This window comes from Bacillus tequilensis, from assembly GCF_012225885.1.
GTDB lineage: Bacteria > Bacillota > Bacilli > Bacillales > Bacillaceae > Bacillus > Bacillus tequilensis.
Genome location: NZ_CP048852.1, coordinates 2,838,224 through 2,853,679, shown reverse-complemented (window position 1 = coordinate 2,853,679; position 15,456 = coordinate 2,838,224). Strand labels below are relative to the sequence as shown.

Below are 15,456 nucleotides of genomic sequence, written 5' to 3'. Positions count from 1 at the left end.
GGGCAAACACGACGGCAATCACCACCCTTTAAAAGAAAGGAGCGCTCACCGTGAATCTCATGTGTACGATTGCAAAAGAAAGACTTCAGCGGGATTATTGGGAGCAGCAGGCGCTAACAAATGTTGGCCGGTTAGAGGAAGAAGACGAATCAGACGATAAAAAAACCCCGACCGCATAGCGGCAGGGGTTTTTAGACCGATTAACGAGAGTAGAACTCAACGATAAGCGCTTCGTTAATTTCCGGAGCAAGTTCAGAACGCTCAGGAAGACGAGTGAAAGTACCTTCAAGCTTTTCAGCGTCGAAAGTAAGGTATTCAGGAACGAAGTTGTTTACTTCAACAGATTCCTTGATGATAGAAAGGTTTCTTGATTTTTCGCGAACACCGATTGTTTGACCAGGTTTTACTTGGTAAGACGGGATGTCAACGCGGCTTCCGTCTACAAGAATGTGACCGTGGTTAACCAATTGGCGAGCTTGACGGCGAGTACGTGCTAAACCTAGCTTGTACACAACGTTATCAAGACGAGAATCTAAAAGAATCATGAAGTTTTCACCGTGTTTACCAGTCATTTTTGCAGCTTTGTCAAACAATGTGCGGAATTGGCGTTCATTTACACCGTACATGTGACGAAGCTTTTGCTTTTCTTGCAATTGCAAACCGTATTCTGATAATTTTTTACGTTGTCCTGGGCCGTGTGGACCTGGAGCGTAAGGGCGTTTTTCTAATTCTTTTCCTGTACCGCTAAGAGAGATTCCTAGACGGCGGGACAGTTTCCAAGATGGACCTGTATAGCGAGCCATAATGTGACTCCTCCTTTGGTTTTATTTTTGTGGAAAATAAAAACCGTCTGCTCTATTCGACCATGTACATTTTGTTTTCATGTATCCTCGCTCCAGCAGCAGAGAGTTACACGATACACCTTATGGATAAGGAACAAAATGAAAACATAGAAGCTGAACAAAAAGGCTGCAATATTTCACACAAAGGTCATTATATAATTTATTTGTTTTGAAGTCAACCATTCCTGCATTATTGCTTTGCCGTTTATGATATAATAAACAAAAATTAGTGGTAAACTTTTAGGTGATAAAAACATGGTAGAACAAACTAAAGATCAATTATCCGCCTTTCATTATCATATGCTCGATTTTTTATTGACCAAATCTGAAAAAGTCACATTTACCGACTCTTTCAGATGGCTGGCTTCAGCTATTCACACCTATTTTTCAACCCTTTGTGTTTCGCTTACACCGGCACCATCTGACTCTGCGGCAAAACCGGCAAATGATGAAGTGCGTTTTTTCGCTTCGAAAATCAACGCTTCATTTTATATGATTGAGGACGGTTCCGGCAGATGCTTTCATCTTACATGCAGGCAGGAGGGAGCGATTCCCGGGGAGCTTCCGGACGTGGTTGCTTCATTTTTAAACCGGTCGATGAAACAGGAAAGACTCGTTAACAAAATGATTTATCAAAAAAAGATATACAAAATGACAGAGCTGTTTCATTCACTTCTTGATCAGACAGAGGTGCTGAAGCAGCTTTTAGAAAGTCTGACAAATACATTTTCTCTTTTTGAGTTTTCTTTATTTATATCGCACGATCAAGACCAATGTTTAGGGGTTCCTGCAAAAGAGCTGTATATGGAAGGGGAAAAATCCGATTCCTTTGCGCTCAAAGTATATTTGTCCGGAGATATTGTACGGAAAAATGAATCTGCCGCTTATATTCCGATCAAAGGTCAGCAGGGGACATACGGGGTGTTGAAGGCTGAGGGAACGGGTGACAGCTTTCTTACTGACGCCTACATTAATGAAATGTCGCTGTTAGCAAACGCGGCGGGAAAAGCATTTGAAAACGCTCAGCTCTATGAACAATCAAAAGCGAGCATCGCAAATTTAGAATTGATCAATGAAACGTCACGCCGCCTGAATCAGCGGCTGACACTGACTGATACAATGCATGATCTGGCTGTGAGAATGGCAGAATCGTTTCAAGCAGAAGAAGTGGGCTTTTTTCATATAGACCATTTTGAAAACCAAACACTGCTCCCCGGCAGCACAGCGTTTTTTAAAGAAACAAAGCCAGCTGATTTTTATAATGAGTTGAAGGAAAAGCTGTATGAAGGGGAAAAAGGGGTATTCGTCGGAAATGGCCAGTCTGTTTTCGGAGAGTCCGGCTACGGCTCGCTGATGGCTGCTCCCATGATCGAAAATGACAGGCTTTTGGGCTTTGCGGTTTTATTGAAACAGGAGATGTACGCTTTTACATTTGAAATGTACAAGCTGTTTCAGGCGCTGATTCATCACGCCACACTGGCTGTAACGAACTCAATGCTCCGCGACCGCCTTGAACATCTCGTGAAAACAGATCAGCTGACAGAACTGTATTCAAGAGTATATTTAGATGAGAAAATTCAATACAGCATGAAAATTCACCAAAAAGGTGTCTTTATTCTTGTTGATATTGATAATTTTAAGAATGTTAATGATACGTACGGCCACCAGACTGGGGACGAGATTTTAATTCAAGTTGCTTCTGTGATTAAAAGCAACATCCGAAAGCATGATGTCGGCGCCCGCTGGGGAGGCGAGGAGCTGGCGGTTTATTTGCCGAACGTGACGGTTGCGGTGGGAAAACGGATTACTGAAAGACTGGTTTATGCGGTCAGAAAAAACACGAAACCCAAGGTAACCATTTCATGCGGCATTTCCTGCTGGACGGCAAAAACAAGAAAGTCCCTGAAAGAGCTTGTGTATGAGGCTGATGAAGCGCTCTACAGCGCGAAACGAAGCGGAAAAAACCGCTTGATGATTCACGACTCAATAAAATAAAAAAAGCCCAAAACGATATTTCGGTTTTGGGCTTTTATATTACTGCGCCAATGCTATTTCAAGCTTTTGGGCAAATTGTGATAAATACTTTTCGTCGATTTCGTCGAATCGGTTTTTCACCGGGCTGTCGATGTCCAAAACCCCGACAACTTTTCCGCCAACATGAATCGGGATCACAATTTCTGATTGAGACGCCGCATCGCAGGCGATATGTCCCGGAAACGCGTTTACATCCTCAACACGCTCCACTTTTCCGTTTGCATACGCTGTGCCGCAAACCCCTCTTCCGAAAGGAATCCGCACACATGCCGGCAGACCTTGAAACGGCCCCAGCACAAGCTGTCCGTCCTCTTCTTTGGCAAAATAAAAACCTGCCCAGTTGACCTCAGGCAAGGAATGATAGAGGAGCGCTGAGGCGTTTGCATAGTTTGCAATTTGATCTGTTTCGTCTTCGGTCATGGCTTCGAGCTGTTTTAGCAGAAGCTGATAGTCTTTTTCTTTATCTCCAGATTGTTTTTCGACATGGATCATGGGAAACCCTCACTTTTTTCTATAGTATAAAACAAAGGTCCGGCTTTTCTGCCGGCATTTGTCGATAAGTTCTTACAGGAACAGCGGCCTTCTGCTTGAATAGTATCAAGAGGAAGGAGTGAGCCGTATGAAAGTAAGCGCCAAAGACAAAATTATTGAATCTGCTGTCATGCTCTTTAACCAAAAAGGATTTTCCGGCACATCTGTCCGTGAAATCGCAAAGTCAGCTGATGTAAATGTTGCGCACATCTCCTACTATTTTAAAGGCAAAGGAGGTTTGATGGAATACTTAGTTTCAGAGTTTTACGAAGGCTACAGCAATACGCTAGAAACAGCGGCAGGCAATATCTCTTCTCAAAGCACGCAGGAACAGCTTCTCCAATTGGTTTTCGATATTTTATCCTATCAGCATAATCATCGTCAATTAACTCGGTTTGTCTACCGGGAAGTCACGATTGACTCCACGTTAAACAGGGAAATTATGTCGACATATCTAATGAAGGAAAAGTACATCTTCCAGCTGATCATTGAGGAAGGAGAAAAACAGCGTGAGCATTTGACGCTGCCGCTGCCTCATTTTATTCTCCAATTAAAATCTCTTTTGATGATGCCCTATCTCCAGCCTCAATATATTTCAGAAGTGCTCTACATGCAGCCGCACGAGCCGTACTTTTATAAAATGTATTTTGAAGAAATCAAAATTTGGATCAGAAGCGTCTTCCGGACAGGGGACGTAGCGCTTATCAATTAGCACCGCTCCAAAAACGCATCATACGCATATCCTACGTCTCCCGCTTGATGGGCATCAGACCCGAACACAAGCGGGATCTTTTTTTGCTTCGCTTCATTCAGCATCCAATTCTCGATATAAATGCCGCCTGCGTACGTTTTTCTTAAGCCGGAAGTATTGAAATCGAGTTCCATTCCGTTTTCGTCAATGGCATTCAGGCACTGAGAAACGAGACCGCGAATGTGTTCAGACATGCTGTATGGAAACAGCTTGATGAATTTTTGGACGAGTGTGATGTGACCGACTCTTTTTGGCTTATAGCTGCCGAGAGATGCTACAATGGAAGAATAAATAGTCCGGTAATATTGTTCGTACACAGCTTCAATGCTTCCGCAGGCTGAAATCAGCTCTTTAAAGGTATTCTCGTCATAATCAAGGCACAGATAGGAAGAACCTGTGCGCAAAAAATGAACGGATAGGATGCTGTCGTCTAAATATGGCCCGTATGCGTCCAGGAATAATTTGATTTCATCTTCAAATTCAGCAATATAATCGACCTCAAGCCCCGTGCGTATGGCAAGCTGACCGTGATATTCTTTTTTTAATCCGGATATTTCATTAAGATAACTCTCCAAAGAGGCTTGCGCCATTGCGCTGTCTTTCAGCGGCGTGGGATCAGTAAAAGAGGGCGGCAATGGGGCGTGTTCGGTAAAAGTGATTGATTCAAAGCCTTTTTTTAAGGCTTCTTCTGCATATTGCCTGAGTGTGTCATTAGAGCCGTGAGGGCAAAATGGTGTGTGAATATGTCCGTCTCGCTTTTGCATTAGCGTCACCCCGTGAAAAAATAGTCAAATCCTGCCGATTTTGCACAAAAAGTTTTTGATTTCTGGTCAAAAAATGTTGGTTACATGGTATCATAATAACAATGAAAACGACAGTTTTTCTCAATACATATCCTGAAATCTTTCTGAATAAATAAAACACCCTGACAGATTAAGGTTAACAGCAAGGGGGCTCATTATGGAGTTTGTCATTGGATTATTAATTGTACTGCTTGCGCTGTTTGCAGCAGGCTACTTTTTCAGGAAAAAAATCTACGCCGAAATCGACCGGCTGGAATCGTGGAAGATTGAAATTCTAAACCGGTCGATTGTGGAAGAAATGTCCAAAATTAAACACTTGAAAATGACGGGGCAGACAGAAGAGTTCTTTGAGAAATGGCGTGAAGAATGGGATGAGATTGTCACAGCTCACATGCCGAAAGTTGAAGAGCTCCTTTATGATGCCGAGGAAAATGCAGACAAATACCGGTTTAAGAAAGCCAATCAAGTGCTCGTTCATATTGATGATCTGCTGACAGCCGCGGAATCGAGCATCGAAAAGATTCTTCGGGAAATCAGCGACCTCGTCACAAGTGAGGAAAAGAGCCGTGAGGAAATTGAACAGGTAAGAGAGCGCTATTCAAAATCGCGAAAAAACCTGCTGGCATACAGCCACCTTTACGGAGAGCTTTATGACAGTCTTGAAAAGGATCTTGACGAAATTTGGAGCGGAATCAAACAATACGAAGAAGAAACAGAAGGCGGGAACTATATTACCGCACGACAAGTGCTGCTTGAGCAGGATCGTAATCTTGAACGGCTTCAGTCCTACATAAATGATGTGCCGAAGCTGTTAGCTGACTGCAAGCAGACGGTGCCCGGCCAGATCGCAAAGCTCAAGGACGGCTATCGAGAAATGAAGGAGAAGGGGTATAAGCTTGAGCATATCCAGTTAGATAAGGAATTAGAAAATCTGTCAAATCAGTTGAAACGGGCGGAGCATGTCTTGATGACTGAGCTGGATATTGATGAAGCGTCCGCAATCCTGCAGCTTATTGACGAAAATATTCAAGCTGTTTATCAGCAGCTGGAGGGCGAAGTTGAAGCCGGCCAATCTGTGCTGAGCAAAATGCCTGAATTGATCATTGCTTATGACAAGCTGAAAGAAGAGAAAGAACACACTAAGGCGGAAACTGAGCTGGTAAAGGAAAGCTACAGGCTGACAGCTGGCGAGCTCGGCAAACAGCAGGCTTTTGAAAAACGCCTTGATGAAATTGGCAAGCTGCTTTCATCCGTTAAAGACAAGCTTGAAGCAGAGCACGTCGCCTACTCACTTTTAGTAGAAGAAGTTGCATCAGTAGAGAAGCACATTGAAGAAGTGAAAAAAGAGCATGACGAATTTCGCGAAAAACTGCAAGCGCTGCGAAAAGAAGAGCTTCAGGCGAGAGAGACGCTCAGCAATTTGAAAAAAACAATTGCTGAGACAGCAAGACTGCTGAAGACAAGCAATATTCCAGGCATTCCGAGCCATATTCAAGAGATGCTGGAAAACGCGCATCATTACATTCAAGAAACAGTCAGCCAGCTAAACGAACTTCCATTAAATATGGAGGAAGCCGGAGCCCATTTGAAGCAAGCGGAAGATATTGTCAACAGGGCGAGCCGGGAATCAGAGGAACTTGTCGAGCAGGTGATTCTCATTGAAAAAATCATTCAGTTCGGAAACCGGTTCAGAAGCCAGAATCATATTTTATCTGAACAGCTGAAAGAAGCGGAAAGACGTTTTTATGCTTTTGATTATGAAGACTCTTATGAAATTGCAGCGTCCGCTGTAGAGAAGGCTGCGCCAGGCGCAGTTGAAAAAATCAAAGCTGATTTATCCGCTTAATGAATCACGACTATGAAAAGAGCCCGCATGTAATGAGCGGGCTCTTTTTCCATTATAAAACGCCTGCGCAATAACGCAGGCGTTCTGTGGCATTAATTTATTTCGTTAAGCTGTTTGGATGGGCCGATGAATAAAGTAAGCACATATCCGATAACAGCTCCGACGACTCCCGGAAGCACCCAGCCGATGCCGAGGCTGTAAAGTGGGAGGTTCGCACTTAGAAACTCACCTAAAGATCCAAGTGAAAAGCCGGCTGCTTTGAAACCGTCTAAAATACTGAATAATCCTGTACCGATCAAGCATGCGATGTACACTTCGCGTCTTTCTTTAAAGAGCTTATCAATAAATGAAAGAACAATAATGACAATGGCAAGCGGATAGATAGCTGATAAAATAGGTACAGAAAACGCGATAATTTGCGTGAGTCCGAAATTCGCAATGATCAAGCTGAATAACGTGACAATGGTAACGACAGTTTTATATGATAATGCCGGGATAAGCTTTGAAAAATACTGGCCGCAAGAAGTGACAAGGCCGATGCTTGTTGTTAAACATGCGACTGTAATGGCTGAACCGAGTACGATGTTGCCTAATGAACCGAATAAATAATGGGAAGACGCAGATAAAATTTTAGCTCCTTCGCCAACAGGGCCGATTGCGTTCATGCTTGTCGCACCCAAGTATGCAAGGGACACATAAATGAATGTCAGTCCTAAAGCGGCAATCAGGCCCGCTTTAATACATGCTGCGGCAAGAGCTTTAGACTGTGTAACACCTTTGCCTTTTACAGCATTGACAACAACAACACCAAATACGATTGAAGCAAGTGCATCCATTGTTTTGTAGCCTTCTAAAAATCCTTTAAATACCGGTGTTCCTTTATATGCTTCTGTAACTGCGCCCAATCCGCCCATCGGTGTAAAAATAGCTTTAAGCACAATCACTAAGATAATAGTAAATTTGATTGGAGTGAGAATTTTCCCGACCCGATCCACCACTTTGGATGGGTTTAACGCCAAGTAGTACGTAATGCCAAAAAAGATAAGTGTGAATACCAATAAAGAAAGTTTTTCTGGTACGCCGGTTAAAAACGGAACAGCTCCGATTTCATATGAAACAGTTCCTGTTCTCGGGATGGCGAATAATGGCCCAATTGATAAATAAAGCACGACAGTAAAGATGGTGCCGAAAACCGGGTGTGCTTTATCAGCAAGTCCTTTAGCGTCCTTTCCGGTTAACGCGATGGCAATAATACCGAGAAGCGGCAGGCCTACCCCAGTCAGTAAAAATCCGCCGATGGCCTTCCAGACGTTGTGTCCGGCTGCTTGTCCAAGTTCCGGCGGATAAATCATATTTCCTGCTCCAAAGAATAACGCAAATAGCATGAAACCAATAATAATGGTATCTTTGACAGGCAGTGAGTGTTTCATGAAAAAATCCTCCTAATATTATGTTAAAATATTCTGTCAATTAATTGTCAGATAATATGACGAAACGAACAAATCTTATTATATGGTAAAAAAAATAGAAGTCAATACTAGCTTTTTGTAATTTTCTATTAAATTTTGTTATGGTATGATAAATATCATACCTTGTACCGCTTTCATAAAGGAGTAAAAAAGATGATATATTTAGATAATAGTTCAACGACGAAGCCTTATGATGAAGTCTTGAACGTGTATGAACAGACAAGCAGCCGATATTTCGGCAACCCCTCATCTTTGCACCGATATGGAGCTGAAACGGAGCAGCTGCTTCAGGCAGCCAAAAATCAAATCAAAAGGTCCTTGGGCCTAAAAACATATGATATCGTATTTACGTCAGGCGCTACAGAAGCTAATAATTTGGCTTTAAAAGGAGCCGCTTTGTCAAAAATAAAAGCAGGCAAACACATCATTGCCACTTCTATTGAACATCCGTCCGTTACGGAATCTTTAGAGCAGCTGACAGCGTTATTCGGGTTTGACGTTACTTATCTTTCAGTAAACGAAGACGGATTTGTTTCAATAGAAGATCTGAAACAAGCCATCCGTCCCGATACCGTGCTTGTCACTATGATGCACGTGAACAATGAAGTCGGTTCCGTACAGCCGATTGAAGAGGCAGGGGAAGTGCTGAAAGAGCACCCGAACATTTTATTTCACGTTGATTATGTGCAGGGCATCTATAAAGTGCCCTTGGCGATTGAAAAGTCCGGCATTGATCTTTGTTCGATTTCCGGTCATAAATTTCACGGCCTGAAGGGGACGGGCGCACTTATCATAAAAGAAGGAACTCGCCTTATCCCGCTGATAACGGGGGGCTCTCAGCAAAAAGGCATCCGGGCAGGAACAGAGCATACCGCCGGTGCGGTTTCGCTTGCCAAAGCCATTAATCTTGCCGCAGCTGATTTTGAAACGCGGCTTGCCCCAATGGCTGCCGCAAAGGAATTGTTTATGAAAAGGCTGAGTGAAACCGAAGGCGTCGTTGTCAACACGCCTCAGACGAATGCTGCGCCGCACATTATTAATTTCTCTGTTCCGGGAATTAAAGCAGAAGTGCTGTTACACATGCTTGAGGAACAGAATATATTTGTCTCAACGACATCAGCCTGCTCGGCAAAAGAGCATAAACCGAGCAAAGTTCTCTTACAGATGGGCAAAGGGGAGCAAATTGCCGGAAGCAGTATCAGAATCAGCTTAAATTACAGCCAGACAAGCGAAGTGGCAGAACCGTTTATGAACGCGCTTGTCCCCGGCATCAAAAAATTAAAGAAAATGATGAGGTAGAACATGAATTACGATCATATATTAATTCGTTTTGGGGAAATTTCGACTAAAGGCAAAAACAGAAAAAGCTTTATTGAGCGCTTAAAGCAAAACGTCAGACTCGTTTTGAAAGACTATCCGAACTTAAAATACTTTTCCAATCGGGATCGGATGACGATTACATTAAATGGACATGATCCTGAGGCTCTTTTTCCTCATTTAAAGCAGGTTTTTGGCATTCAAAGCTTCAGTCTGGCGATTAAGTGTGACAGCCGCCTTGATGAGATTAAAGCTACTGCTCTGCAGGCGATGGAGGATCAGTATCAGCCTGGTGATACGTTTAAAGTTGCGACGAAGAGAGCGTATAAACAATTTGAATTAGATACTAATCAAATGAACGCTGAAATCGGCGGCCATATTTTGCGGCATACAGAAGGATTGACGGTCGATGTCCGCAACCCTGACATCCCGCTTAGAATTGAAATCAGGGAAGAAGCGACTTTTTTGACGATTCGAGATGAAAAAGGCGCAGGCGGGCTGCCGGTTGGTTCAGCGGGAAAAGCGATGCTGATGCTTTCCGGCGGTTTTGACAGCCCAGTGGCCGGTTTTTATGCGATGAAACGGGGACTATCGGTAGAAGCTGTTCACTTCTTCAGCCCGCCATACACAAGCGAACGCGCAAAGCAAAAGGTAATGGATCTGGCCAAATGCCTATCCCGCTTTGGGGGAAGCATGACGCTTCATATCGTTCCGTTTACAAAAACGCAAGAGCTCATTCAAAAACAAATTCCTGAGAACTACACAATGACGGCAACCCGCCGCCTCATGCTGCAAATTGCCGACAGAATCAGAGAGAAGAGAAACGGGCTTGCCATCATTACAGGAGAAAGCCTCGGCCAGGTAGCGAGCCAAACGCTTGAAAGCATGTATGCGATTAATGCGGTAACATCAACACCGATTTTGCGTCCGTTAATCGCCATGGATAAAACAGAAATCATCGAAAAATCACGGGAAATCGGCACGTATGAGACGAGCATTCAGCCGTTTGAAGACTGCTGCACGATCTTTACGCCGCCAAGCCCGAAAACACGCCCTAAAAAAGAAAAAATCGAACACTTTGAAAGCTTTGTTGATTTTGAGCCATATATTCAAGAAGCGGTTGATAGCATTGAAACCATGACGCTTTATAGCGAACAAGAAGCAAACGATAAATTCGCGGAACTCTTTTAAACCAGCTACAGCTCTTGTATACAATTACCAAAGTTTTTCTGAATGAAGCCATGTGTTTTAACACATTCTATACTCACAAGGAGGTGAGACACATGGCTAACAATAACTCAGGTAACAGCAACAACCTTTTAGTACCAGGAGCTGCTCAAGCTATCGACCAAATGAAATTAGAAATCGCTTCTGAATTCGGTGTAAACCTTGGAGCAGAGACAACTTCTCGCGCTAACGGTTCTGTTGGAGGAGAGATCACAAAACGTCTTGTATCTTTTGCTCAACAAAACATGGGCGGAGGACAATTCTAATTTACAATTTCACATATTGGCTTAGGAGTGGGGGTATCCCCACTCTTTTTCGTTTTTTACATATATAAAAAAGGACCAGCGGCCTATAAAATCTATGTTTACGAAGGTCTTTTTTAGGCATATCCTTACGGAAAGAGCCTGTATTTATGTATAATGGATGGAGAAAGTGAGGAGTTGTTCGTGTTAAAACGAGAAGATTTAATTGCACCTATGCAATACAACTTAGTAAATGAAATGGAAAAGTTCAGTGCCGTCGGACAAAAAACCGCCCTTTTGTGGGAGGATGAGTCGGGTAACCAAAAATCTTGGTCATATGAAAAGCTGATGGAAGAAACAAATAAAATCGGAGCTGCTTTGGCTGACCTTGGATTTAAAAAGGGAGACAAGCTGATTGTAATGGTTCCGCGGGTGCTTGAAGCCTATGCTGTTTATTTGGCTATCCTGAAATCAGGAATGGTTGTCATCCCGTGTTCCGAAATGCTTCGTGCGAAAGATCTTGAATACCGGATTGAACATGCGGAAGTGAAAGGAGCCATCGCCTATTCTGCATTTATTGGCGCCTTCCGTGATGTCAGTACGGCTGACAAACTGATTAAGCTGTCTATTGGCGAAAACGATGCCGGCTGGAAAAATCTCTTATCGATTGAAGCGGACGGAAGCCAATTCCAAACAGCTGACACAACAAGAGAAGATATGGCTTTCTTATCTTATACATCAGGAACAACTGGTCAGCCTAAAGGTGTTGTACATACACACGGTTGGGCATATGCTCATTTACAAACATCTGCTGGTGCTTGGCTTGATATTTCTGAAAAGGATATCGTCTGGGCAACTGCTGCCCCCGGCTGGCAAAAGTGGGTGTGGAGCCCGTTTTTAGCGACACTCGGCAGCGGAGCAACAGGTTTTGTGTACCACGGCAGATTCAAAGCGGAAAAATATTTAGAGCTTTTAAACCGATACAAAATTAATGTTTTCTGCTGTACGCCGACGGAATACCGCTTAATGGCGAAGGTCGAGGGCTTGGACCGCTATGATCTTTCTGCCCTGCACAGCGCCGTTTCCGCAGGCGAACCGCTCAACCGTGAAGTCATTGATGTGTTCCAAAAGCACTTTGGCATTAAGGTGCGGGACGGATACGGCCAAACAGAAAGCACACTTTTAGTAGGTGTCTTAAAAGATACGGATATCAGACCGGGAAGCATGGGAAAACCGACGCCGGGAAATCAAGTAGAAATCATTAATGAAGACGGCGACATCTGTAAAACGGGTGAGGTTGGCGATATCGCTGTTCACCTGAGTACACCGGCACTCTTTAAGGAATATTACAAAGATCCGGAAAGAATGAAAAAGCAAATTCGCGGCGATTATTTCCTGACAGGAGACAGAGCGAAAAAAGATGAAGACGGATATTTCTGGTTTGAAAGCCGAAATGACGATATCATCATCAGCTCCGGCTATACAATCGGACCATTCGAAGTGGAGGATGCGCTTGTTAAGCACCCTGAAGTAAAAGAATGTGCAGTTGTCGCAAGCCCTGATGAAATCAGAGGCTCAATCGTTAAGGCATACGTTGTGCTGCAAGACCATGGAAAACGCAGTGATGAGCTTGTCAAAATGCTGCAAAATCATGTGAAGACGATCACTGCTCCATACAAATACCCGAGAGAGATTGAATTTGTAGAAAGCCTGCCAAAAACGGCTTCTGCAAAAATCAGACGAGTGGAATTAAGAAAACGCGAAGAACAGCTCAAAGCCAAAAAAAAGGCGTAACGAAAGAGAGTGAACGTGAATGAAGGCGATATGGCACGGCGGTTTCATTTATACGATGCTCGAAGATGGCGATCGGACAGAGGCAGTTTATGTTGAGGATGGTGTCATAAAAGGTACCGGCAGCTATGAACACCTGAAGAAAAAGTACGGGTCCGCGGAAACAGAAGAAATCAGTTTGAACGGAGCAGTGATGTTTCCCGGGTTTGTCGACAGCCATTTACATTTGATCGGCCACGGCGAAAAACAGCTTCAGCTCGATCTGTCAGCATTAACTTCTAAAGAAGCGATTTTGCAGGCTGCGATGGAAAGAGAAAGACAGCTTCCAAAAGGCGATTGGCTCATTGGAGAGGGCTGGAATGAAAATCAGTTTGAAACACCGGACTATTTGAATAAGCATGATCTTGATCGCTTATTTCCGAACAGGCCGGTCTTGCTCAAGCGAGTATGCCGGCATGCGATAGCCGTCAATTCTGCAGCTCTTCAAGCGGCGGGGATTTCAAGAAATACTCCTGACCCTGACGGCGGCGTCATCGTAAGAGATGCAAATGGCGAGCCAGCCGGGCTTTTGTTTGATAAGGCGCAGGATTTGATCTTGAAGGCTCTCCCGCCAGTCTCCCAGCACTATGTTGATGAGGCGCTTACGGCTGCGATAAAGGACTGCTGGACAAAAGGCCTGACAGGCGGACATTCGGAAGACTTGTCCTATTATGGGGACGCTTCGGTGCCGATGAAAGCTTATGAGAAAGCCGCCGCCAGCGGAAAGTATCCGTTCCGCTGTCATTTGCTCGTTCATCATGAAGCCCTCGAGCGATGGGAGCAGCTGGAGAAGCCGTCTGGCCCGTATGTGGAGTTCGGCGCGATGAAAATCTTCGCTGACGGAGCGCTTGGCGGGAGAACAGCTTTACTGAAAGCGCCATATCAGGACGATCCGTCTACTAACGGCGTTCAAGTCCATGATGATGAAACCCTTGGCCGGCTCATTCAAAAAGCGAGAGAAAAAGGCATGGAGGTTGCGGTTCATGTCATCGGCGATCTTGCTTTTGAAAAAGTGCTGCATGCAATTGAAAAGCATCCGCCTAAAAACGGCCGGCATGATCGTCTGATTCATGCTCAAGTGCTGAATGACGAATTAATTGAAAAAGCAGCACGCATGCCGATCGCACTTGATCTTCAGCCGCATTTTGTCGCCAGCGATTTTCCGTGGGTCATCGACCGTCTCGGAAAAGATCGGATGAACACAGCCTTTGCGTGGAAAACGCTCATGTCTAAAGGTATTTTATGTGCAGGCGGCTCAGACGCTCCGATTGAGCCTGTTGACCCGCTTCTTGGCATCCAGTCCGCAGTGCTGAGAAAAAGCAGCCATGAGCAGAACGGACCGAGTTATAATGAAAACGAATGTTTAACTGTGTATGAAGCGATTAAGCTCTATACAGAGGGAAGCGCCGGGATCATTTATAAAGAGAAGTCACGGGGGAAAATTGCGGAAGGTTATGACGCGGATTTTACGGTTCTCAGTGAGGATCCGTTTACAATTGACCCGGAACAGCTCCATCTTTTGGATATTAAAAAAACCGTGGTCAACGGCCGGATTGTATATGAAACATAAGAAAAGGACAGGCTCCCGCCTGTCCTTTTCATTTTCTATAAAAAAGTACGCTTCACTTTCTCCCAAAATGAATTGTCCTTTAGTTTGACTGTTTTGATTTTCCTGTCAGACAGTTTGATTTCGATTGTTTTGACGTTTCTCGTGCTGAGCGCTTCATTGTCCAAGCCGATGATTGGATGTTCATTTCCGTCTTGCACCACACGAAGGGTCAGCTTCCGGTCAGAACTGAGGACAAATGGCGAGCCAAGTGTCCGGTAGGTGTTATTGTTAAGGGATGCAAGTTCGGATACCTGCATGCATGGAAGCAGCGGATCAACAACCGCTCCCGCAACAGACTTGTTATATGCGGTGCTGCCTGTAGGTGTTGAGATAATCAAGCCGTCTCCTCTGAACGTTTCAAAGTGCAGATCGTCAATCAGCACGTCCATCACAAAGGTTTTAATAATGCTTGAACGGATGGAAACCTCGTTTAAGCAGTGGAAAGGACTGGTGTTATCTACTGTCACTTCGATCAGCGGATACTTTCTGACTTCAATTTGTTCAAACGTCATCGCATCGACCATTTTTTTTCGCTCATCACTATGAAAGTCGCAATATAAATGAGCTTTCCCCTTTTTGGTAATGCCGACGTACAAGCAGTCGTCACGGAAATTCGTTTTTCTGACCGCCTGCAAAAATGTGCCGTCCCCGCCAATGCTTGCAATAATATTGGCGTCTGAGTACTGGTTGACAACTGTAAATCCATGCTCTTCAGCCAATTGGATTAAAGAGCTGGCTTGTTCGTTTGTCTTCTGGTCCTGTTTGTGAAAAAAATAAACATTACGGCGTTGATCGGTCATATCCCATTTCCCCTTTGCTGTCATATTTAAGTTTTTCTGCCATCCAGTATTTGTGGTAAAATACCTTTGGCCATAAGTGTACCATGTTTGCCGGCAGCCCGTTAAGCCGGAGCTTTCTCATCAAATGAAACATTTTTCATATTGAATCGTATAAT

The 15,456-nt window shown here is 44.1% G+C and carries 14 protein-coding genes; 9 read left to right on the top strand and 5 right to left on the bottom strand.

The features are described 5' to 3' along the window. Positions 1-50 precede the first annotated feature (50 nt). A complete protein-coding gene (sr7p, locus tag G4P54_RS21500) occupies positions 51-179 on the top strand; it encodes a small protein SR7P (RefSeq protein ID WP_277348550.1) in 129 nt (42 codons plus the stop codon). A 21-nt stretch (positions 180-200) separates the two neighbouring features. Here sr7p and rpsD read toward each other — a convergent pair whose 3' ends face one another. Then, on the bottom strand, positions 201-803 hold the full coding sequence (rpsD, locus tag G4P54_RS15160) for a 30S ribosomal protein S4 (protein WP_024714613.1): 603 nt from the start codon (positions 801-803) through the stop codon (positions 201-203). 294 nt (positions 804-1,097) lie between these two features. Between rpsD and G4P54_RS15150 the strand changes: the two genes are divergently transcribed. Next, positions 1,098-2,837, top strand: coding sequence for a diguanylate cyclase domain-containing protein (locus tag G4P54_RS15150; RefSeq protein WP_167873105.1), 1,740 nt, complete (start codon positions 1,098-1,100; stop codon positions 2,835-2,837). 39 nt (positions 2,838-2,876) lie between these two features. Here G4P54_RS15150 and G4P54_RS15145 read toward each other — a convergent pair whose 3' ends face one another. After that, positions 2,877-3,368, bottom strand: coding sequence for a GAF domain-containing protein (locus tag G4P54_RS15145; RefSeq protein WP_024714611.1), 492 nt, complete (start codon positions 3,366-3,368; stop codon positions 2,877-2,879). A gap of 127 nt (positions 3,369-3,495) precedes the next feature. Between G4P54_RS15145 and refZ the strand changes: the two genes are divergently transcribed. Further along, a complete protein-coding gene (gene refZ / locus G4P54_RS15140) occupies positions 3,496-4,119 on the top strand; it encodes a transcriptional regulator RefZ (RefSeq protein WP_024714610.1) in 624 nt (207 codons plus the stop codon). Here refZ and hisJ read toward each other — a convergent pair. After that, positions 4,116-4,922, bottom strand: a complete 807-nt coding sequence (gene hisJ / locus G4P54_RS15135) for a histidinol-phosphatase HisJ (RefSeq protein WP_167873104.1) — start codon at positions 4,920-4,922, stop codon at positions 4,116-4,118. The two genes, refZ and hisJ, sit on opposite strands and share 4 nt — an antisense overlap. Before the next feature lie 196 nt (positions 4,923-5,118). On the opposite strand from hisJ, the gene ezrA reads away from it, so the two are divergent. Next, a complete protein-coding gene (ezrA, locus tag G4P54_RS15130) occupies positions 5,119-6,807 on the top strand; it encodes a septation ring formation regulator EzrA (RefSeq protein WP_167873103.1) in 1,689 nt (562 codons plus the stop codon). Between the two features lie 92 nt (positions 6,808-6,899). Here the strand turns inward: ezrA and brnQ are convergent, their stop codons facing one another. Beyond that, entirely contained in the window at positions 6,900-8,237 is a 1,338-nt protein-coding gene (brnQ, locus tag G4P54_RS15125; RefSeq protein ID WP_167873102.1) for a branched-chain amino acid transport system II carrier protein, read from the bottom strand. A gap of 192 nt (positions 8,238-8,429) precedes the next feature. On the opposite strand from brnQ, the gene G4P54_RS15120 reads away from it, so the two are divergent. The 5 genes from G4P54_RS15120 (at position 8,430) to G4P54_RS15100 (ending at position 14,462) form a co-directional block, all read left to right on the top strand. After that, positions 8,430-9,575, top strand: coding sequence for a cysteine desulfurase family protein (locus G4P54_RS15120; protein WP_167873101.1), 1,146 nt, complete (start codon positions 8,430-8,432; stop codon positions 9,573-9,575). Positions 9,576-9,578: 3 nt separating this feature from the next. Beyond that, the gene (gene thiI / locus G4P54_RS15115) at positions 9,579-10,784 is read left to right on the top strand and encodes a tRNA uracil 4-sulfurtransferase ThiI (RefSeq protein ID WP_167873100.1); all 1,206 of its coding nucleotides are present in this window, start codon (positions 9,579-9,581) and stop codon (positions 10,782-10,784) included. Between the two features lie 92 nt (positions 10,785-10,876). Beyond that, positions 10,877-11,086: an alpha type acid-soluble spore protein SspA gene (gene sspA / locus G4P54_RS15110; protein ID WP_014114778.1), complete on the top strand. Its 210-nt coding sequence runs from the start codon at positions 10,877-10,879 to the stop codon at positions 11,084-11,086. A gap of 180 nt (positions 11,087-11,266) precedes the next feature. Further along, on the top strand, positions 11,267-12,856 hold the full coding sequence (mbcS, locus tag G4P54_RS15105; RefSeq protein ID WP_167873099.1) for an acyl-CoA synthetase MbcS: 1,590 nt from the start codon (positions 11,267-11,269) through the stop codon (positions 12,854-12,856). Between the two features lie 19 nt (positions 12,857-12,875). Next, complete coding sequence (locus tag G4P54_RS15100) at positions 12,876-14,462, top strand: amidohydrolase (RefSeq protein WP_167873098.1); 1,587 nt, start codon at positions 12,876-12,878, stop codon at positions 14,460-14,462. Positions 14,463-14,497: 35 nt separating this feature from the next. Here G4P54_RS15100 and G4P54_RS15095 read toward each other — a convergent pair whose 3' ends face one another. Continuing rightward, positions 14,498-15,301 carry an NAD kinase gene (locus G4P54_RS15095; protein ID WP_024714602.1) on the bottom strand — a complete coding sequence of 268 codons (804 nt, stop codon included), beginning with the start codon at positions 15,299-15,301 and terminating at the stop codon, positions 14,498-14,500. Positions 15,302-15,456 lie beyond the last annotated feature (155 nt).

Excerpts from the sequence above, each read along its gene's own strand:
- G4P54_RS15120 (WP_167873101.1), top strand. The coding sequence starts at position 8,430 with ATGATATATTTAGATAATAGTTCAACGACGAAGCCTTATGATGAAGTC.
- G4P54_RS15150 (WP_167873105.1), top strand. The coding sequence starts at position 1,098 with ATGGTAGAACAAACTAAAGATCAATTATCCGCCTTTCATTATCATATG.
- rpsD (WP_024714613.1), bottom strand. The coding sequence starts at position 803 with ATGGCTCGCTATACAGGTCCATCTTGGAAACTGTCCCGCCGTCTAGGA.
- refZ (WP_024714610.1), top strand. The coding sequence starts at position 3,496 with ATGAAAGTAAGCGCCAAAGACAAAATTATTGAATCTGCTGTCATGCTC.
- hisJ (WP_167873104.1), bottom strand. The coding sequence starts at position 4,922 with ATGCAAAAGCGAGACGGACATATTCACACACCATTTTGCCCTCACGGC.
- thiI (WP_167873100.1), top strand. The coding sequence starts at position 9,579 with ATGAATTACGATCATATATTAATTCGTTTTGGGGAAATTTCGACTAAA.
- ezrA (WP_167873103.1), top strand. The coding sequence starts at position 5,119 with ATGGAGTTTGTCATTGGATTATTAATTGTACTGCTTGCGCTGTTTGCA.
- G4P54_RS15100 (WP_167873098.1), top strand. The coding sequence starts at position 12,876 with ATGAAGGCGATATGGCACGGCGGTTTCATTTATACGATGCTCGAAGAT.
- sspA (WP_014114778.1), top strand. The coding sequence starts at position 10,877 with ATGGCTAACAATAACTCAGGTAACAGCAACAACCTTTTAGTACCAGGA.
- G4P54_RS15145 (WP_024714611.1), bottom strand. The coding sequence starts at position 3,368 with ATGATCCATGTCGAAAAACAATCTGGAGATAAAGAAAAAGACTATCAG.
- brnQ (WP_167873102.1), bottom strand. The coding sequence starts at position 8,237 with ATGAAACACTCACTGCCTGTCAAAGATACCATTATTATTGGTTTCATG.
- G4P54_RS15095 (WP_024714602.1), bottom strand. The coding sequence starts at position 15,301 with ATGACCGATCAACGCCGTAATGTTTATTTTTTTCACAAACAGGACCAG.